Consider the following 20,658-nt stretch of genomic DNA (forward strand, 5'->3'; position numbering starts at 1 on the left):
ATTAATTAATACATCGACAAAGCAACTTCAATTGAAGTTGCTTTTTTATTTGAGTTTGCTTAAAAAATTTGTTCTGTAACTGTCTCCTATCGGGATTTCATGTTCAGAAGACAATATTATTTTTTTCGCGGCGATGCTTTTAATTTGATCTAAATTAATGATAAACGATTTATGAATACGGGCAAAAGAAAACTCGGAAAGTTGCTGTTCAAGAGATTTCAAAGTATCTAAAACAATATATTCCTGATTTGCCGTTTTAATATTCACATAATCTTTAATGCTTTCTATATAAAGAATGTCCTCAAAATTGATTCTGTGCTGCTGTCCGGAAGATTTTACAAAGAAATGGGAATCTGCTTTATCTTCATTAAAAGAAAAACGTTCCTGAGCTTTCAAAGCACTTTTATAAAAACGTTCAAAAGAAACCGGCTTTAAAAGATAATCGACAATATTGTGTTCGTACCCTTCCAGCGCATATTCGGAATAGGCGGTTGTTAAGATATATTTTAATTTATCTCCAACAATTTTCATAAAATTAATTCCCGTCAGTTCAGGCATTTGAATATCGAGAAAAACCAGATCAACTTCATTATTTTGAATAAAATCTAAAGCTTCGATAGGATTTTCAGTAGAAAAAACCAATTCAAAAAAAGGAATTTTCTGTACATAACTTCCTAATAACGAAATAGCTAATGGCTCATCGTCTACAACAATACATTTAATTTTATTCATTTCGTAAATCAATTTTTAAATCTACAACAAATTCGGTTTCAGACTCATTGATATTCAATTCGTGTTTTTTTGGATATAAAATTTCCAGTCTTTTTTTCACATTATCAATCCCGATTCCTGATGTTGAATCTTTCATTCTATCTTTTTTAAAATTTAAAAGATAAAAATGTAAGATCTGGTTGTCATCAGAAAGTTTCATATCAAATCCTTTTTCACGAAAATCTCCATGTTTAAAAGCATTTTCTACGAACGGAACTAAAATCATCGGTGAAATATTCAATTTAGGATGATTGATATTTTTTTCAACAGTTAATAATTCAGGCTTTTTTAATCGTAATTTTTCAAGAGCCGTTAAGCTGTCAATGTATCCAATTTCTTTATCTAAAGTAATTACATCTTTTTCCAGATCTTTGGTACTGTACCTCAACAACTGGCTTAATTCTTCAATTGCGGGTAACGCCTTATCAGATTTTTGATAAACTAGAGAATAAATATTATTTAAAGAATTAAAAATAAAATGTGGATTGATTTGTGTTTTTAAAGCCTGTAGTTCTGCTGTTTTTCTGGCCTCAATTAGTTCTGCTTTCTCTTTTTCTACATCAACAAAGTATTTAAAAAACCAAAAAGTAGTACTGATAAAAATCGTAGTACTGCTGTAGAAAATATTATCGAAAAAGTAAAATCCGAAATTGGTTCCTTCCTTGTAATTTCTGAATCCAACTGTTGCAGGCAACAAGATCTCTTCCACAGAATATCGAACAAGGACAAAACACGAAGCACTTAGCAAAAATGCAATTACAGATTTATACCATTTACTTGCATCAAAAAAGTTTGGAGCTACAAAAAAATAGTTTACATAAAAGCAAATAAAACTCGTGAGAAAGAAAGTAATATTAAGAATAATTCTCTCCGTATGAAATACAAAATAGGGAATAAGAACCGATCCTATAATATAAATACCCCAAAAGAAAATATGCAGAAAAATAAGTTTGTTCGCTTTCATAAAGCAAAAATAGGATATCTGTTAAATTAAGGGCGCTAATTTCCGATGAACGACTGCTTTTCTCCGACGAAAATTTTTTAATCCCGATAAATAAAGACTTCGTCTAAACACTATTTCATAGATTTCCCCCTAGATCTACCTTTGAATCATCAAAAATAAAATAACTAACAATAATAATTATGAAAACATTGATCTATAGCCTACTTGTATGCTTCTCCACTTTTGTTTCAGCACAGAAAAAACCATCAGAGTATTTTAATAATCCTAAAACTAAAGTTTTGATCGTAGGATCATTCCATTTTGATTATCCTAATCTTGATGCTCATAAAACAGAAAAAAGTGATCAAGTAGATGTACTTTCGCCTAAAACAGCTAAAGAAGTAACCGAACTTGTGGAATACATTAAAAAGTTTAAACCTACAAAAATAGCTATCGAAGCATGGCCAAAATGGAACGCTAACCAAAAATTAAAAGAATACAGCGAAGGGAAATACAGAGATAAAAGAGATGAGCGTTATCAGCTTGCCATTCGTATCGCCAACGAACTCAAGATCAATGAGCTTTTCAGTATAGACGCATCATCTATTTCTGATGATCTCGAAAAAAGATATGGAAAGCAAGATTCTGCCTATTTCAATGCAATTAGCAAAGACTATGATTTTCAGAGTAATGATGCGATATCAAATCAATATACCGTTTTTTTCAAGAGTACAGAACCTAAAAACTTCAAATCTATTCTTGAAAGTTTTAAATATATGAATAGCAAAGAATTTCATCAATATGAATATGGCGCTTATCTTACCGGAGATTTCAAATTGAGAGACCACGATGGAGCAGACATGCTTTCTTTATATTGGTATAACAGAAATCTGAGAATGTTCAGAAATATCCAAAATATCCCTCACAATGCTGAAGACAGAATACTTGTTATCGCCGGAAATGGCCACGCATCAGTATTAAGACAGTTATTCACCTCCTCTCCAGAATATGAATATGTAGAGTTTTCTAATCTTAAATAAATAGAAAAAAACTTTTTTGTAACAAAATTTCCTTTTGTGCGTCTAATCGGCTAGAAGTAAAAAAACAAAATGAAAAAAACAATTATTACCCTATCCTTTCTAGGAGCTATATTCACTTATGCCCAAGAAAAACCAAATAATGAAGTAAAAGAGAAACAAATTGAAGGTGTAACGATCACCAAAACTAAAAAAGCCGTTGAACAAAAAGCAGACCGTACGATTTTCGACTTTTCGGAACAGCCACAACTAAACAACGGAAGCGTTCTAGAAGGCATCAAAAAACTTCCCGGACTCGTTTCTACAGACATCGCAGGAATGATGTATCAGGGGAAAGTGCTTGATGTTTATCTTAACGGCAGACCTTTAAATATTACAACCAACGAGCTGAATTCTTTCCTTGAAGGAATGCCCGCCAATTCTGTAGACAGAATTGAAGTAATTACGCAACCCGGCGCAGAATTTCCAGCAACTTCAGGAGGGGCGATAATGAATATTATTACCAATAAAAATGCAAATAAATATTTAACAGCAACCTATTCTGGGAATTATTCTTTCACGAATTATGATAAATTCAGAAACAGAACGAGTAATTCATTAACCCTAAATGCAAGAAATAAATATTTCGGCTGGCAATTCACAGCTGGGCAGAATTACCGAGAAAGTATGCTAAATACTAATCAAAATGATTTATTGTTAAGTAATACAGACAGAATCGGAAGAGGATATTTTGCAAAATCAGGACTAACTTTTGATATTGGTGAAGACAAATTATTATTAAATTATGATATTTACCATAACAATAATACCAACGGAACTTTAAGTAAAGGTGAAGCCGTAGTACAATTTCCTAATGCAAGTCTTCCGGCAGGTTTTTATAATAGAGATATTATCTTTGATGCCTCAGACATTGCATATACTAATAATCTACGTCAAGAAGCTGTTGTTACTTATCAAAAACGATTTGATGATAAATTAAAAAAGCTTGACTTTCAATTCAGCTATACAAAATCTGATAACAAATTCTCTCAAGATAATATTTTCAGAAACGGATTTTATACAGATACAACACCTAACACTGCTTTCTCATTCAGCGACGGAACCATTCTTGACAACAGTTCTGATATGAGAATTGCCAACTTTAAGATAGATTATTCCCAGCCTTTAAAAATTCTTGACGAAGGAAAAGTAAGTTTCGGAGGTTTATATGAAAAACAAAATTTTGACACTGACAGTAAAGGGCTTAGAAATCTAGAATACCAAAGACAAACGGCATCTACTTATTTAGAATTTCAGGCAAAATTGAAGAAATTTGATTTTATTTTAGGATCCCGTGCCGAAAATTATGATATTTCGGGAGTAACGAGAGTTTTAGACAACACAAATACTGTGGTTCAAAAAGATTTAAGAACTTTCAATAAATTTAAATTGTTTCCGAATGCGAGTGTACAGTATAACTTGATGAAGCAGGTTTATGTGGCTGCAAACTACAATAAGAAGATTAGCTTACCGAGTATTTCAGCTTTAAACCCCAATAACAATACATTTGGAGGCCCTAATACACAAATAACAGGAAACCCGGATCTTCAACCTACCATTTTTGATAATTATGAGTTGAAAATTTCGGCTTTTGATTACGCTTTTATAGGATATAGCGTGAGCTCTGCTAAAAATCAAGTGGCTCAAATAATTAGAAAAGACGGTAAAAATCTTTACAACGAACAGGTGAATATTTCAAACATGAGAATTCACAATTTCAATGTTGGGCTTCCGATTCCGTTTATGGTTTTCAGCAAACCTTTCAGTGAGATCATGAAGTTTGATTTTAATCCCGATAAAATTAATTTCATGTATTTATATGCTGGTTACCAGAAACATGAAATCGATAATTTAAACAATAAAGGCTTCTGGATTTTCAATATCATGACGCAAATAATTTTGCCTAAAGAGATAAAACTAACCGCCAATTACAGTTATATGACTCCAAAAGCGGGATATTTTTACTTTACAGCAGAAAAACCATTCAACAATTCATTAGATATTACGTTGACTAAAAAATTTATGGATAACAGGCTTACACTTTCCGTTTTTGCAAATGATATTTTCAACGGTCAGGCTATGCAGGTACGTTCTAATGTGCCGGGAGGTGGTGAAGGTGTATTCATGAGAAATAAATATGACACCAGAAACTTTGGCCTATCTATTAATTACAAAATCCCTACAAAAAACAAACTGGCAAAAGTAGATTCAAACATCTTAAACAACACTAAAAAAGAAGACAACGGCGGTGTATTGCAACAAGAAAAATAGTTCAAATATAAAAGAACATTAATAGGAACGGGCTTTAGCCCGTTTTTTTATGCAAAAAATTCAAATGGCTTTAGGCAAAACTTACACAGTCATTTCATTTGTGTTATTCGTGAAAAATGTTTGTGCAAATTTATTTTTAAATCTAAAACTCAATCGTTTGAAATCTCCACTCCAAAGTATCAATTAACGTTATTTGATTTAATTGTAAAGGTAAATCCGTCATTGTTTTTAAAGCTAAATTCGCCATCATGCTTCCTACAATTCCCGATAAAGCCCCCAAAACTCCAAGACTATCACAATCAGGAAGATTTTCATCAAAAGGAGGTTCCGGAAATAGATCTCTTAAATTTTTACTTTTATTATAATTAAATATGGCAACCTGTCCCGAAAACCCTAAAATACTTCCGTAAACTAGAGGTTTTCCAAGTTTTACACAGACATCATTAATTAAATATCGTGTTTTAAAATTATCAGAACCGTCAATAATGAGATCAAACCGAGAAAGAATTTCTTCAGCATTTGATTCGTCAATCTTATTTTCAATTCCAATAAAATTGACATGATGATTAAGCTTTTTTACAAATTCTTCCGCACTTTTAACCTTAGATTTTCCAACGGAATTTTCATTATGAATAATTTGTCGGTTTAAATTATGCAGTTCAACCTCATCAAAATCTGCTACACCTAAAGTCCCAACTCCAGCCGCCGCTAAATACTGAATAACAGGACTTCCCAATCCGCCAGCTCCAATTACAAGGACTTTTGAATTCATGATTTTTCGTTGACCTTCCAAACCGATTTCTTCAATAAAAATCTGGCGGCTGTATCGGGCAAAAATATCTTCGCTTTTCATTATGCTATTTTAATTTGAGCCATTAAGATTTTATTAAATTCCACTGTACACAGCATCCCAATCCTTCATCACAGGATCATAACCGAATTTTTTAATCACATTTTTAATTTCATCCATACTTCTTTCATCGCTGGTCTCAAATTGTTCTAAAGACTCTTTGTCAACCGCATAACCACCAGGATTGGTCTTTGAAGCCGCACTCATCGCCGTTGCTCCCAGTGAAATGATATGATCTCTGAATTTTTCGTTTTCTCTGGTCGAAATGGATATTTCCAAATCTTCATTCCAAATTCTGTAAGCACAAATTAATTGTAATAAATCTCTGTCGGACATTATAAAATTCGGTTCGATAATTCCTTCGGCAGGTCGAAGCCTCGGAAATGAAACCGAAAATTTACTTTTCCAATATTGCTTTTGAAGATAATCGATATGAAGGGCATTAAAAAAGCTGTCAACTCGCCAATCTTCCAGACCGAGCAAAACGCCCAATCCCATTTTATGAATTCCTGCTTTCCCAATTCTGTCGGGTGTTTCCAGACGAAAATTGAAATTTGATTTCTTTCCTTTTGGATGATATTCTTTGTAAACTTCCTGATGATAGGTTTCCTGATACACTAGAACAGCATTGACTCCTGTATAATGAAGCTGCTGGTATTCTTCCTCCGACAAAGGCTGAACTTCAATTGAAATATTTGCAAAATGGGGCTTCAACAAACGAACTGCATTCAAAAAATAATCAATTCCAACCGTTTTATTCGCTTCACCGCTTACCAGCAACACATGATTCACACCCATTGATTTTAAAACCGTAGCTTCAATCATCAATTCTGTATCAGAAAGTGTCTTCCTTTTAATCGAATTATCCAAACTAAAACCGCAGTATGTACAGATATTCTGACATTCATTACTCAAATACAACGGCGCGTACAACTGAATCGTTTTCCCGAATCGTTTTTGAGTAAGTTTCTGTGTAATTGTTGCCATTAACTCTAATTTCTGAGCAGCAACGGGGGAAAGAAAATTCAGGAAATCTTCTATTGTTTTATTCTTTTTTTGAAGACTATTTTCAACATCGGATAACGTCACTTTTTCAAGTTTTGCCTTTATTTCATCCCATTGATATTTTTCAAAAAAATCTTTAAAACTCTTCATAAAATTAAGTTTAATCAAACAAAAAAGACGTCAGCGGACTTGATGCTTCTGCGTGGTTTCCAATTGCTCCCAAACCGGATTCAAAAGCTCTTCTTCCTGCAATTACACCTTCTTTAAAAGCCAATGCCATATTCACCGGATTTCTAGCAACCGCAATCGCCGTATTCACCAAAACCGCATCAGCCCCCATTTCCATCGCTTTTGCCGCATCGGAAGGCGCACCAATTCCTGCATCAACAACAACAGGAACGTTGCTCTGACTGATAATTATTTCTAAAAAATCTAATGTTCTCAGTCCTTTATTCGTTCCAATCGGCGCTCCCAGAGGCATTACAACTGCTGTTCCTACATCTTCCAAACGCTTGCACAACACCGGATCAGCGTGAATGTAAGGCATTACGATGAACCCTAATTTTGCCAATTCTTCTGTCGCATACAACGTTTCAATCGGATCGGGTAATAAATATTTTGGGTCAGGATGAATTTCCAATTTTATCCAATTTGTTTCCAAGGCTTCTCTTGCCAATTGTGCCGCCAAAACGGCTTCTTTGGCTGTTCTCGCTCCTGAAGTATTGGGTAAAAGATGAGATTTTGTAGGTTTTAAAGCATTCAATAAATCATCTTCTGAAGATTGAGAATCTATTCTTTTTAACGCCATTGTTACCATTTCGCTACCTGAAGCGATGATGGAATCTGTCATTTCCGAAAGTTTTCCGAATTTTCCTGTTCCTAAAAACAATCTCGATTCGAAAGTTCTATGTGCTATTATTAATGGTTGATTTTTCATATGATAATTTCTATTTTTTTTTAAGCCATATGGAATCTGTGATTTCATTGTAAAACGGTTTTAAATTCGTTGATAATGGAAGGCTGATTGGTAATTTGCCCCGAAATTGCCACTCCGTAAATTCCGATTTTTTGTAATAATTCAATGTCACTCAGAACGACTCCACCGATAGCAAATATTTTTGGAATTTCTAATGATCTTTCTTTTAAATTTTGGATAATTTTTCCGTACCCTTCAAAACCTAAAACCGGACTCAATTGTTCTTTGGTTGAAGTAAATCTCAACGGTCCCAAACCAATATAATCACACGGTTCATTCATCCTTTGAAGAACATCTGAAATGGTATTTGCCGTTCCTCCAATGATTTTATTTTCTCCTAAAATATGTCTCGCAATTTCTATGGAAGTATCTTTTAATCCCAAATGAACACCGTCTGCATCGATCTCTTTTGCAATCTGAACATGGTCGTTAATGATACAAACCTTCTGATTATCCGAGCATAATTTTTTTGAAATTTCACAAAGTTTGATGAATTCATTTTCAGGAGCATTTTTCCAACGAACCTGTATCCATTTTACACCATTATCAAGGGCTTTTCGGATGTTCAGCTCCTGATCTTCTATGGTAAATCCTTGAGATATGTATTGTAATTTTTCCATTATTTAATTTGAATGAAATCCTAGCAAAGCAGGATTACTTGTTAAAAAATTTTCAATGTATAATTTTCCGTTTCGACAGGCTTCTTCTACATTTTTTCCTAAAGCTAAATGGCTCGCAATCGCAGAAGAAAGCACACAACCGGAGCCATGTTTTGGATAATAAACAGAAGTTTTATCAGTTGGATGAATTGAAGTTTCTTTTCCATTCTCCAATAAAATATCTGTTCCTAATTGATCTTCCCGATGCCCTCCTTTAATTAAAACAGAACATGAATTTTTCGTATTTTCAAAAAGATTAAATTCCTGCAAAATATTGTATTCGTTATAGTTTGGTGTAATTAAATCAATTTGTTTTAAAATATTTTCCACCTCAGAAATTGTGCTCAAATCAAAAAAAGAAAACTCAGAAGTGCTTTTCAAAACCGGGTCCCAAACAATTTTTGCTTCAGGATTAATAGATTTGATTTTTTCTACAATTTGAGTTAAAAATTTAGCATCTTTTACCACTCCAATTTTAATTGCTACGACATAATAACTTTTCATTAAAACATCAATTGCAGATAAAATTTCTTCCAAAGGCTGACAATTCAGACTTAAACATTGAGATTCTGTCTGTAAAGTCATTGCCGTACAAACTCCCAATCCCTGAACTTTCAATTGTTCAAATGTCTTTATGTCCGCCAACAAACCGGCTCCACCACTTGGATCGTAGCCTGCAATACTCATTACGAAAGGATATTCTGTCTGCATTTTTTGAAAACATTTAATGGTTCATCACTTTCCCATATTGTGCCTAACAAAGCCACTCCGTCTACTCCATGTTCGAAAGCTTCATTGATATTTTTTTCATTAATTCCTCCCAAAGCAATCAGCTTAACATTTGGATTATCTTGTTTTTTAATATCATTTAAAATCGTTGAATTTTCTCCATATCCTTTTTTAGAAATACTCGGAAAAACCGGACTTATAAAAGCATATTCCCAATCTTCACTTAATTGATTAAAAGTTTCAATATTATGAACAGACGTTGAAATTGTTTTATCTAAGAAAGATTTATACAACCCATTTTGCCTGTCAATTTCTCTGAAATGAAATCTTGAAATATTAAAATCTTTCGCCAAATCATAATGACCGTGCAACACCAATTGGTGATGAAACTCTGAATTTATATTTTGAATAAAATCCGCCATTTCTACTGAATTGATGAAAGGCTTTCTAATATGAAGTAAATCCAATCCTTGCTGAAATAATTCATTAATCAATTCAGTTTCGTTCTTCATCATTTCTTCTGGAGTGATTACGATGATCATATATAGATTTCTTTCCCTTTTTCGATGAATTCCTGTGATTTGTCGAACATTCCTTTTTCTGCAGACTCACGGATTTCCTGTGTAATTTTCATCGAACAGAATTTTGGTCCGCACATCGAACAGAAATGCGCAATCTTTGCGCCGTCCGCCGGAAGTGTTTCATCGTGATAAGACCTTGCCGTATCCGGATCTAATGAAAGATTGAACTGATCTTCCCATCTGAATTCAAATCTGGCTTTACTCAAAGCGTTGTCCCTGTATTGTGAGCCCGGATGACCTTTCGCTAAATCTGCAGCATGAGCAGCCAGTTTATAGGTAATAACTCCAACTTTTACATCTTCTTTATTGGGAAGTCCTAAATGTTCTTTCGGTGTCACATAACACAACATCGCACAACCGAACCAGCCAATCATTGCCGCTCCGATTCCCGAAGTAATATGGTCGTAACCTGGTGCAATATCTGTCGTCAAAGGACCTAATGTGTAAAACGGTGCTTCATCACATACTTCTAATTGCTTCTCCATATTTTCTTTGATCATATGCATCGGAACGTGACCTGGACCTTCAATCATCACCTGAACATTGTGTTTCCATGCGATTTTCGTTAATTCACCTAAAGTCTCCAATTCTGCAAATTGTGCTTCATCATTCGCATCGGCAATTGAACCTGGACGAAGACCGTCTCCCAAAGAAAAGGCAACGTCATATTTTTTCATGATTTCGCAAATTTCCTCAAAATGCGTGTACAAAAAGTTTTCTTTATGATGAAATAAGCACCATTTTGCCATGATAGAACCTCCTCGGGAAACAATTCCCGTCACACGTTTTGCTGTTAAGTGGATATATCTCAACAAAACTCCGGCGTGAATCGTGAAGTAAGAAACTCCCTGTTCTGCCTGTTCGATCAATGTATCTTTAAAAATTTCCCAAGTCAGATCTTCTGCAACACCTTTTACTTTTTCCAACGCCTGATAAATCGGAACGGTACCAATTGGAACCGGGCTGTTTCTGATAATCCATTCCCTAGTTTCGTGGATGTTTTTTCCTGTTGAAAGATCCATAATAGTGTCAGCTCCCCAACGGCAAGCCCAGACTGCTTTTTCAACTTCTTCTTCGATACTTGATGAAACAGCACTGTTTCCGATATTGGCATTAATTTTAACCAAGAAATTTCTCCCGATAATCATCGGTTCGCTTTCGGGGTGATTGATGTTGTTGGGAATGATTGCTCTTCCGGCTGCAATTTCGTCTCTTACAAATTCGGGTGTGATTTTACTTTTAGGAGTTCTTGCCCCAAAATTGTTCCCCGGATGTTGAAAAGCCATGTCTTTTGAAACAGAATCCAGTTGTTCGATCTTTTGGTTTTCTCTGATGGCAATGTATTCCATTTCGGGAGTAATGATTCCCTGTCTTGCGTAGTACAATTGGGTAACTTCTTGTCCTTCCTTAGCAACTTTCGGTTTGTGATTGTAAGAAAAACGCAGTTCATCCAGTTTTGAATCAGCGAGACGTTTTTTTCCATAATTTGAAGTAATTCCATCTAGAATTTCTACATCATTTCTATCCAAAATCCATTGTTCTCTGATTCTTGGAAGTCCTTTCTCGATATCAATTTCTGAATTCTCGTCTGTGTAAGGTCCTGATGTATCGTAAATTGTGACAGGCAGATTTTCTTCTAAAGTTCCGTTGGTGAGTTTTGTCGGACTTAAGTGTATTTCGCGCATTGCTACATTGATCGGATGAATTTTCCCTTCAACATAGATTTTTTTTGAGTTCGGAAACGGCGAACGTGTGATTTTATGAGCCATAAAATGATTGGTTTTTTATGAGAGTTAACCGCCTTGCGTAGCAGTAATGATTAAAATAGAATCGTTGTCTTTAAGAAATGTTTCCAGCCAGGCCGACTGCGGAATGATACGATTGTTGAGCGCTACGGCAATACCTTTCCTTTTTCCGGGGAGTTCCATAGCCAAAAGTGCTTCCAGATTTTCGGGAAGTTCAGCAAAAGTTTTTCGTGTGTGGTTGATTGTGAGTTCCATTCCAAAGTTTTAATTAAACATTTCACTTTAGGAATGGCCACCATTGTGCATAGAAAGCACAACAAAAAGTCATCTCACTTTTCCCTACGCTGGTATGATCCAGATCAGGTTCAAAGGGTAAAGTCTCAGTCTGTTTGTCAACAGACACCCCTAAAGTATGGGACGAAGGTAGTTATTTTTTTGAAATGTGCAAAATTGAATTTTATTTGAAATGAAAAAGACCATCTCGATTTGAGACAGTCTTCAATTTTATTTTAAATATTTCTTTAGTAAAAAAGCTTCAGACTTCCATCAGAATTGTATTGATTGGTCCAATTTGATTGACTCAGAAAAAACTCTGAACTATAAGGTTTATACTCTTTTGAGATTCTTCTTTGAGGATTATTTTTTGATAATGATAAGTAGAAATAATCTTCAAAAACGCCTAAATTTTTAAATGGATTTTCTGCAGAATCAAAATTATCAAACGTCATTTCATTCGTTACATAAGCATCAATATTGTTATGCTTTTCCGTTTTGGTTACTTTTTCTAAATTACCTGAAGTATTATAACTAAATTTTTCGACATATGTCCAAATATAATCTTCGGGTTCGTTTGGATCATATGGCATATTAGGATATTCAGTTAGAATTTGTGTCAATTTTCCTGAAGAATCATAAGTATATGTCAAATGCTGATCTAAATATTGATTATTAATATACGGAATAATTAACTTAACAACTCTCCCTTGATTATCAAACTCAAACTTTCTTTCTTCCAACAAAACAGTAAAACCAGGATTTCCACTATAATTTTTCATAGTTGCCATGTTTCCAGTGTAAGATATAGTTGTATAAGCTGATTTCGAATAAGCATAAGGAAAACCCGTACTTCCGGAAAGTCCCAACTTCCCTCCTACTTTTTTAGTTACTCTTCCCTGAGCATCATACTCAAAAGTATAATTATATTCATTTCCAGCAGAGGGTTGTGATAAAATAGGAAAATTCCAAGACACTTTACTTGTGTTTACATTTACTTGCTGAGTAGTCTCAGTTGTTACTTCATCATCATTACTTGAACAAGAGGTAAAAGCCAACAATGTGGCGAAGAAAAATAATTTAAGTTTCATAGTAGTTTTTAGTTTTCACAAGCTCTCCAAATCGCATCATTTTGCGGAACGGGAGCAATAATTTCAATATTTTCTTTGGTGACCGGGTGTATAAATTCCAGTTTTCTAGCGTGAAGATTAATTCCGCCATCGGGATTGGAGCGAGGTGCGCCGTATTTTAGATCTCCTTTAATAGGAACTCCACTTTTAGATAACTGAGCACGAATTTGATGATGTCTTCCTGTTTCCAAATCAATTTCAAGCAAAAGATAATTATCCAACTTTTTAATAACATGATACGTAAGAATTGCTTCTTTTGCTCCGTCCGTTACTTTTGTGAAGACAATGGCTTTATTGTTTTTTTCGTTTTTCTGTAAATAATGAACCAAACGCTGACTTTGCGGAATCATTTCTTTAGCAACAACCGCCCAGTACGTTTTTTTCACCTCCCTGTTTTTAACCATTTGCGTTAAACGGGAAAGTGCTTTGGAAGTTTTAGCATAAATAACTAATCCTGAAGTCGGACGGTCTATACGATGAACCAAACCGAGAAAAACATTTCCCGGTTTAGCATCTCTTATTTTTATAAAATTTTTGATGGAATCCAATAACGATTCGTCACCAGTTTTATCACCTTGTACAAGCTGACCTACTTTTTTGTTTATCACCAAAAGATGGTTGTCTTCATAAACAATCTGCTCCTCCATTTTTTAAGCCTGTCTTTGTCTGTTTGAAAAAGAAAGAATAATCCCTCCCAGAAGTCCTAATGTTTTCATTCCCGACAATCTTGAATCCAAAGGTAAAAATGCACCTACAATACAAAGAGCCGCAGCGATATACATTGGATAAGTGAAGTTTTTATTGGAAAGAAAAGGAGCCTGAAGAACGAAACTTATTCCTATAATTACATAAAACACTCTTTTGGAAAGTATATTACTTACCTCCGGAGAAAATAAATTAAACCATCCCGCTGCAAGGCAAATCACAGCAATTACGGAAATAATTCCTTGTATTGTTTGTTGGTTTCTCATTAAAAAATATTAATAGCTTTCTTTTTCGTTCGGAAATTCAACGTTTTTTACGTCTTTTACATATTGAGCAACTGCGCCTGTAATTTCAGTATAAAGATCAAGATATCTTCTTAAAAATTTCGGGCTAAAACCTTGATTCATCCCAACCATATCGTGATAAACCAAAACCTGACCGTCACAATCTGGTCCCGCTCCGATTCCGATTGTTGGAATGGTAATGCTTTCGCTTACTTTTTTAGCCAAATCAGCCGGAATTTTCTCTAAAACAATTGCAAAACATCCTAATTCTTCCAAAAGTTGTGCATCAGCGATTAGCTTCTCAGCTTCTGCTTCATCTTTTGCTCTCACTTTATATGTTCCGAATTTATAAATTGACTGAGGTGTCAACCCTAAATGTCCCATCACAGGAATCCCTGCGTTGATAATTTTTTTGATAGATTTTGATATTTCTTTTCCCCCTTCGATTTTTACAGCGTGAGCACCGCCTTCTTTCATCATTCTCACCGCAGATTCTAACGCTTTTTCAGGGTTACTCTGATAGGTTCCGAAAGGTAAGTCTGCCACTACCAACGCTCTGTCTGTTCCACGAACAACACTTTGGGCATGGTAAATCATCTGATCTAAAGTAATAGGCAAAGTAGTTTCAAACCCAGCCATTACATTCGCTGCAGAATCTCCTATCAAAACAGCATCAATTCCGCCTGCATCTACCATTTTAGCTGTGGTAAAATCGTAAGCAGTAAGCATTGTAATTTTCTCCTTGTCGAATTTCATTTTACGCAAGGTTTCAGTCGTAACTTTTTTAATTTCAGAGTGAACAGACATAATTTATCTATTTTTTAAAAGTTAAAAAGTCGGCTTCCGCCGACTTAAGTTTTTTTTGTATGATTTATAAAACTACGTGTCCTAGTTTCATTAATTTATCGTGATTCAGAATTTTGATATTTCTACCGTCTACTTCGATGAGACTGTCTCCTTTAAATTCAGAGATGAGACGGATCGCGCTTTCAGTAGCGGTTCCGATGATGTTTGCAATTTCTTCTCTTGTTAAAGAAATTTTGATAAATCCCTCAGGATCAACGCCTAACTTCTGTTCCAATAGAATCAGAATTTCAGCCAACCTTTCTCTTACCGTTTTTTGCGCTAAGAAAGTGATGGTATTAGAAGATTCTCCTAATTCGTAAGAAATTTTTTGAAGCATCACGAAAGACAATTGAGGATCTACCTCCAGAAGATACATAAAAACTTCGGCAGGAAGAAAAATACACTCAATATCTGTCATTGCTTCTGCTTTGGCTTGAAAATTTTCTCCACAAAGCAAAGATCGGTAGCCGATGATATCACCTTCTTTAATAAATCTCAAAATCTGGTCTTTCCCGAAAGCTCCCGATTTGGATAGCTTAGCGGCACCTTTTTCTAAAAAGTACACTCCTTTTGGAGTTTCTCCGTCTTCGAAAATGGTATCGTGCTTTTGAAAACTCAACCTTTTTTTGGCGTTGATATACTTCTCAAAATCTGCACTAGTAAGTCTTTCCTTGAATGATTTATCATTAAAAACTCTGGCGAACCTCTCTTCAATTGCAATCTGTTGTTCCTGCGACATTTTATATGACATTTATCACAAAAATAGCACATTTTAAAACGATAAACAAAAAAAAATGTTATAATTTTGTAAGTCAATAATTTATGGAGGTGAGCGAGAACTGTTTTCATTGCGGACAAGGTATAGAAAAGGAAAGAATTCTTTTTGATGAAAGGATCTTCTGTTGCAACGGTTGTAAATCTGTCTACGAAATTCTGAATACCAATAACTTAAGTAATTTTTACGAATTAAATAAAACAGCCGGAATACGTCCAAGTGATGAAAATTCTTCGCAATTTGATTATTTAGACACTCCGGAGATCTTTGATAAAGTGACGGATTTCTCGGAAGGAAACACAAGTTTGATCACATTCAAAGTCCCTGTAATACATTGTTCTTCTTGTATTTGGCTTTTAGAAAGTCTTCATACATTAAATGAAAATATTAAATATTCTCAGGTTAACTTCACAAGGAAGACCTTACAGGTTTCATTCAACCATAACGATCTAAAATTAAGCGAACTAGCTAAATTTTTAACCAATCTAGGATACAAACCGGTTATCAGTCTTGAAACAGCTGATAAAAATGAAGATCATCTTGACAAATCTTTATTGGTGAAATTTGCCATTGCCGCCTTTGCTTTTGGTAACGGAATGTTCCTTGCCTTCCCTGAATATATTGGAGGGGAAGATTATTGGATGGAACATTATAAAGGTTTATTCAGAACATTGATATTCCTTCTGGCAACACCTGTTGTATTTTATTCAGCATCTGATTATTATAAATCTGCCTGGTATGGTTTAAAAAACAAGATTGTCAATATTGATGTTCCGATTGTTTTAGGAATTTTTGTTCTATACGGAAGAAGTATTTATGAAGTAGTAACAGATTATGGCCCAGGATATTTCGACACGCTTTGTGGACTTTTATTCTTCATGCTTCTCGGGAAAATTTTCCAAAAAAGAACATATAGCGCTCTTTCATATGATAGGGATTACAAATCTTTCTACCCGATTGCCGTAACGAAAGTTGATTTTGAAGGAAAGCAGGATAATATTTTATTGTCTGAAATAAAAGTTGGTGACAGAATTTTAGTTAGAAATCAGGAAATTATCCCTGTTGACGGAATTCTGATCAACGGAGAAGGAAATATTGACAACAGTTTTATTACCGGAGAAAGTGAGAGCATCAGCAAACAGCCAGGAGACAAAATTTTCGCGGGAGGAAAACAGGTTGGATCTTCTTTAGAACTGGAAGTTATTAAAAATGTTGATCAAAGTTATTTAACCCAACTTTGGAATAAAGAAGCTTTTAAGAAGCACGAAACCGGACTCGATACGTTAACAAATAACGTTAGTAAATATTTCACATTCATCATTTTAGGCATTGCTTTAGTTGCAGGAACTTATTGGTATTTTATTGATTTAAATACTATGTTCCAGGTTGTTTCAGCGATTTTAATTATTGCTTGTCCGTGTGCACTTGCGCTGTCTGCTCCATTTACTTTCGGTCACATTATGAGGATTTTAGGTAGAAATAAATTCTATGTAAAAGATACTTTAACGATTGAAAAAATTGCAAAGATCAATACCATTGTTTTTGACAAAACAGGAACAATTACCCACAGAAAAAAATCAAATATCAAATATGAAGGCCCTGAAATTCAGGAATTTGATTTATTAAATATCAAAACTTTATTAAAAAACTCAAACCACCCACTTTCCAAATCTTTATATGAATTCATTGAGTCTAAGGATGAATATTTCCCTGTTGAAAGTTTTCAGGAGATCTCAGGAAAAGGTTACGAAGCGAATGTAAGAGGGAATATTTATAAAATTGGTTCTGCACGTTATAATAATCAGGAATCCAAGAATCTTGAAACTGCAGTCTATATCAGTAAAAATGATGCGTTTTTAGGAAAATTCATCTTTAAAAATGAATATCGTGCCAAACTTAAAGACTTATTTAAAAAATTAACGAACTATAAAATTTATATTCTGAGTGGAGACAACTCTTCAGAAGAAAATCAATTAAAAGAATTAATTCCAAATTGTCAGGCTATGGCTTTTAATCAAAGCCCGGAAGACAAACTTAATTATATCAAAAATCTTCAAGACAAAAACTTAAAAGTTGCTATGCTTGGAGACGGCTTAAATGACGCCGGAGCCCTTAAACAAAGCAATGTAGGAATCGCAATTGCCGATGATACCAATAGCTTTACTCCGTCATCAGATGTCATCATGAATGGTGATAAAGTGGTAACTCTTGACAACTATTTAAATGTTTGTAAAGGCTCGATCACTATTGTAAAAATGACATTCATAATTAGTTTTTTATACAATATCGTGGGATTAAGCTATGCCGTTACAGGCCACATGCATCCGCTTTTTGCTGCACTGATAATGCCCGCAAGCTCCATCACTGTAGTTACATTCACAACTGTTTCAACATGGATACTTGGAAGAAAGTATTTCAAAAAACACGCTTAAAAGCCCTTATTTAGACTGATTTTAAATTAGCAAGTGCAGCTATTTCGTGATTAATATCATTATTTTTCACTAAATTTGAGCCCTGAAAATAGGTTAATTTTGTTGTCAAATGGATATTCTATATTTAATGATCCTCTGCAGTGTTTCTTTGGCTGCAATTTTCTTGGTCGTATTTATAGTCAATGCCAGGAAAGGACAGTTTGAAGATGATGAATCTCCGGCTGTGCGAATCCTCTTTGACTCAGGCGAAATCAAGGAAAAAGAAGATGATGGCAAAAAACCCAGCAAGAAAGAAATAGGAGAAAATAATAAAATTGAAGAAAAAAGTGAATAGTTGATATGGAGACACAAAAGTTTAGTTATGACAACAGTATTGTTCGGGCATTCCTTTACGCGACCATAGTTTTTGGGCTTATTGGGTTCTTGTTTGGGCTTACGGCAGCGTTAATGCTTTTCTACCCGGAACTTCCTGAATTTTTATTCGGAACAGATGATACTACGATTCAGAGTTTGAAGAGTGGTAACATCCAAGGCTTAATAAACACACATGGGGCATTTGGTTTTGGTAGAATCAGGATGTTGCACACCAACACCGTGATCTTTGCATTTGTATGTAATATCGTTTATACCGGTATTTATTACTCATTACAGAGATTATTAAAAACAAGAATGTACAGCGACACATTGTCATGGTTACATTTCTGGACTTGGCAATTTATGATTGTTGCTACGTTCGTTACTTTCTTTATGGGGATCAATACCTCTAAAGAGTACGCAGAACATGAATGGCCAATTGACATATTAATTGCATTCTCATGGATCATTTTCGGAGCAAACATGTTCTTAACAATTGCAAAGAGAAGAGTAAGACACCTTTATGTAGCTATCTGGTTCTATATAGGTACTTGGATCGCTGTGGCAATGCTTCACATTTTTAACAACTTAGAAGTTCCATTATCTTTCACAGGTTGGAAATCTTATTCAGCATATGCTGGGGTAAAAGATGCTATCGTACAATGGTGGTATGGTCACAATGCAGTAGCATTCGTATTGACAACTCCGGTTTTAGGTTTGATGTATTACTTCTTACCAAAAGCTGCTGACAGACCGGTTTTCTCATACAAACTGTCTATTATTCACTTCTGGTCATTAATTTTCGTATATATCTGGGCTGGTCCTCACCACCTTCAGTATACAGCACTTCCGGCTTGGGCTCAGGCAGTGGGAACAGGTTTCTCAATTATGCTTATTGCACCATCTTGGGGAGGAATGCTGAACGGGCTTCTTACATTAAGAGGAGCTTGGGATAAGGTAAGAGAAAATCCTATCTTGAAGTTCTTTGTAGTTGCAGTTACTTGTTATGGTATGGCAACGTTTGAAGGACCGCTTTTAGCAACAAAAAACATCAACAAAATTGGTCACTTTACAGACTGGGTTATCGGTCACGTACACTTAGGAGCTCTTGGATGGAATGGTTTCATGGCATTCGGGGTTATCTATTATTTGGTACCAATATTGTGGAGAACAAAAATATACTCAGTAAAATTAGCTAACTGGCACTTCTGGTTAGGTACATTAGGAATTATTTTCTATGCTGTACCAATGTATATCTCAGGATTTACTCAAGGGTTAATGTGGAAACAATTTAATCCGGACGGAACTTTAATGTATAAAAACTGGTTGGATACAGTAACAGCGATCATCCCTTACTTCAAAATGAGATTCGTAGGAGGATTATTCTATATCTCTGGAGCAATTTTAATGATCGTTAACGTTGTAGCTACTGTAAGAAAAGGATCATTCCAAAAAGAAGTCCCTGCAGAAGCACCTGCTTTGGCAAACATCGGAAAAAACAGAAAAGAAGGAGAAGGTACTCACCTTTGGTTAGAAAGAACACCTGTATTATTAGGAATCTTATCTTTCTTAACAATATCTATCGGTAGTTCTGTAGAGATCATCCCTACACTATCTCTTAAGAAAAGTGTACCGACGATTTCAGCAGTAAAACCATATTCACCACTTGAATTGGAAGGTAGAGATCTTTATATCCGTGAAGGGTGTAATGCTTGTCACTCTCAGATGGTAAGACCATTCAGAGATGAGATCACGAGATTCAATGGTAAAAACGGACAGTATTCAAAAGCTGGAGAGTTTGTATATGATAGACCATTCTTATGGGGATCAAAAAGAACAGGACCAGATTTACATAGAGAAGGAGGTAAAAACCCAAGTTCTTGGCACTACAAGCACATGTATAACCCAAGATCTACATCTGCCGGTTCTATCATGCCTCGTTACCCTTGGTTAATTGCTACCAACTTAGACAGATCTAAAATGGTTGATAAAATGTTACTAATGAAAAACACTTTCGATGTACCATATACAAAACCTCAGATAGATTCTGCTAATGCATGGGCAGACAACCAGGCTTCTAAAATTGTAAAAGATATCTTCTCTGAAGCAGCTGACTTAAAAGATGCTTATGCTAAGAGACCTAAAGGAGAATTAGAGAAAAAAGAGATTGTAGCTCTTATCTCTTACCTACAAAGATTAGGAACTGATATCAAAACAACGGAAATAAAAACAGCAAGTAATAACTAAACATTA

General features: G+C 34.8%; 20 protein-coding genes and 1 riboswitch. Of the genes, 5 read left to right on the top strand and 15 right to left on the bottom strand.

Annotated features, from left to right (window positions below):
• Nucleotides 1-45 precede the first annotated feature (45 nt).
• Together EG348_RS05345 and EG348_RS05350 are read right to left on the bottom strand one after the other, a co-directional pair.
• Nucleotides 46-732 carry a LytR/AlgR family response regulator transcription factor gene (locus EG348_RS05345; protein WP_123981327.1) on the bottom strand — a complete coding sequence of 229 codons (687 nt, stop codon included), beginning with the start codon at nt 730-732 and terminating at the stop codon, nt 46-48.
• Complete coding sequence (locus EG348_RS05350) at nt 725-1,735, bottom strand: sensor histidine kinase (RefSeq protein WP_123981329.1); 1,011 nt, start codon at nt 1,733-1,735, stop codon at nt 725-727. Before EG348_RS05350 ends, EG348_RS05345 begins: the two co-directional genes overlap by 8 nt.
• Before the next feature lie 179 nt (nt 1,736-1,914).
• Here EG348_RS05350 and EG348_RS05355 point away from each other — a divergent pair, with 179 nt between their 5' ends.
• Both EG348_RS05355 and EG348_RS05360 read left to right on the top strand, forming a co-directional pair.
• Nucleotides 1,915-2,754: a DUF5694 domain-containing protein gene (locus EG348_RS05355; protein WP_123981331.1), complete on the top strand. Its 840-nt coding sequence runs from the start codon at nt 1,915-1,917 to the stop codon at nt 2,752-2,754.
• A 69-nt stretch (nt 2,755-2,823) separates the two neighbouring features.
• The gene (locus tag EG348_RS05360) at nt 2,824-5,061 is read left to right on the top strand and encodes an outer membrane beta-barrel family protein (RefSeq protein WP_123981333.1); all 2,238 of its coding nucleotides are present in this window, start codon (nt 2,824-2,826) and stop codon (nt 5,059-5,061) included.
• A gap of 142 nt (nt 5,062-5,203) precedes the next feature.
• Here the strand turns inward: EG348_RS05360 and EG348_RS05365 are convergent, their stop codons facing one another.
• The 13 genes from EG348_RS05365 to EG348_RS05425 form a co-directional block, all read right to left on the bottom strand.
• On the bottom strand, nt 5,204-5,914 hold the full coding sequence (locus EG348_RS05365) for a HesA/MoeB/ThiF family protein (protein ID WP_123981335.1): 711 nt from the start codon (nt 5,912-5,914) through the stop codon (nt 5,204-5,206).
• A gap of 33 nt (nt 5,915-5,947) precedes the next feature.
• Nucleotides 5,948-7,066, bottom strand: coding sequence for a 2-iminoacetate synthase ThiH (gene thiH, locus EG348_RS05370; RefSeq protein ID WP_123981337.1), 1,119 nt, complete (start codon nt 7,064-7,066; stop codon nt 5,948-5,950).
• A 10-nt stretch (nt 7,067-7,076) separates the two neighbouring features.
• The gene (locus tag EG348_RS05375; protein ID WP_123985024.1) at nt 7,077-7,853 is read right to left on the bottom strand and encodes a thiazole synthase; all 777 of its coding nucleotides are present in this window, start codon (nt 7,851-7,853) and stop codon (nt 7,077-7,079) included.
• Nucleotides 7,854-7,897: 44 nt separating this feature from the next.
• Complete coding sequence (locus EG348_RS05380) at nt 7,898-8,512, bottom strand: thiamine phosphate synthase (protein WP_123981339.1); 615 nt, start codon at nt 8,510-8,512, stop codon at nt 7,898-7,900.
• Between the two features lie 3 nt (nt 8,513-8,515).
• Nucleotides 8,516-9,262 (bottom strand): hydroxymethylpyrimidine/phosphomethylpyrimidine kinase, encoded by a 747-nt coding sequence (locus EG348_RS05385; protein ID WP_123981341.1) that lies wholly within the window; start codon nt 9,260-9,262, stop codon nt 8,516-8,518.
• On the bottom strand, nt 9,238-9,822 hold the full coding sequence (locus EG348_RS05390; RefSeq protein ID WP_123981343.1) for a thiamine phosphate synthase: 585 nt from the start codon (nt 9,820-9,822) through the stop codon (nt 9,238-9,240). Before EG348_RS05390 ends, EG348_RS05385 begins: the two co-directional genes overlap by 25 nt.
• Entirely contained in the window at nt 9,819-11,630 is a 1,812-nt protein-coding gene (thiC, locus tag EG348_RS05395) for a phosphomethylpyrimidine synthase ThiC (protein ID WP_123981345.1), read from the bottom strand. The genes EG348_RS05390 and thiC overlap by 4 nt, the downstream gene beginning before the upstream one ends.
• 24 nt (nt 11,631-11,654) lie before the next feature.
• Entirely contained in the window at nt 11,655-11,861 is a 207-nt protein-coding gene (gene thiS, locus EG348_RS05400) for a sulfur carrier protein ThiS (protein WP_123981347.1), read from the bottom strand.
• Nucleotides 11,862-11,925: 64 nt separating this feature from the next.
• A riboswitch (TPP riboswitch) is annotated at nt 11,926-12,023 on the bottom strand.
• Nucleotides 12,024-12,127: 104 nt separating this feature from the next.
• Entirely contained in the window at nt 12,128-12,970 is an 843-nt protein-coding gene (locus EG348_RS05405; protein WP_123981349.1) for a hypothetical protein, read from the bottom strand.
• 8 nt (nt 12,971-12,978) lie between these two features.
• A complete protein-coding gene (locus EG348_RS05410; RefSeq protein WP_123981351.1) occupies nt 12,979-13,656 on the bottom strand; it encodes an RluA family pseudouridine synthase in 678 nt (225 codons plus the stop codon).
• Between the two features lie 3 nt (nt 13,657-13,659).
• The gene (locus tag EG348_RS05415) at nt 13,660-13,980 is read right to left on the bottom strand and encodes a hypothetical protein (protein ID WP_123981353.1); all 321 of its coding nucleotides are present in this window, start codon (nt 13,978-13,980) and stop codon (nt 13,660-13,662) included.
• A 9-nt stretch (nt 13,981-13,989) separates the two neighbouring features.
• Nucleotides 13,990-14,805, bottom strand: coding sequence for a 3-methyl-2-oxobutanoate hydroxymethyltransferase (gene panB, locus EG348_RS05420; RefSeq protein ID WP_123981355.1), 816 nt, complete (start codon nt 14,803-14,805; stop codon nt 13,990-13,992).
• Nucleotides 14,806-14,869: 64 nt separating this feature from the next.
• Nucleotides 14,870-15,583: a Crp/Fnr family transcriptional regulator gene (locus tag EG348_RS05425; RefSeq protein WP_123981357.1), complete on the bottom strand. Its 714-nt coding sequence runs from the start codon at nt 15,581-15,583 to the stop codon at nt 14,870-14,872.
• An 89-nt stretch (nt 15,584-15,672) separates the two neighbouring features.
• Here EG348_RS05425 and EG348_RS05430 point away from each other — a divergent pair, with 89 nt between their 5' ends.
• From EG348_RS05430 to ccoN, 3 genes are all read left to right on the top strand, one after another.
• Complete coding sequence (locus tag EG348_RS05430; protein WP_123985025.1) at nt 15,673-18,051, top strand: heavy metal translocating P-type ATPase; 2,379 nt, start codon at nt 15,673-15,675, stop codon at nt 18,049-18,051.
• Between the two features lie 109 nt (nt 18,052-18,160).
• The gene (ccoS, locus tag EG348_RS05435; RefSeq protein WP_123981359.1) at nt 18,161-18,385 is read left to right on the top strand and encodes a cbb3-type cytochrome oxidase assembly protein CcoS; all 225 of its coding nucleotides are present in this window, start codon (nt 18,161-18,163) and stop codon (nt 18,383-18,385) included.
• Between the two features lie 5 nt (nt 18,386-18,390).
• Nucleotides 18,391-20,652, top strand: a complete 2,262-nt coding sequence (gene ccoN, locus EG348_RS05440) for a cytochrome-c oxidase, cbb3-type subunit I (protein WP_066754427.1) — start codon at nt 18,391-18,393, stop codon at nt 20,650-20,652.
• Nucleotides 20,653-20,658 lie beyond the last annotated feature (6 nt).

This window comes from Chryseobacterium sp. G0201, from assembly GCF_003815655.1.
In the GTDB taxonomy this organism is placed as follows: Bacteria; Bacteroidota; Bacteroidia; order Flavobacteriales; family Weeksellaceae; genus Chryseobacterium.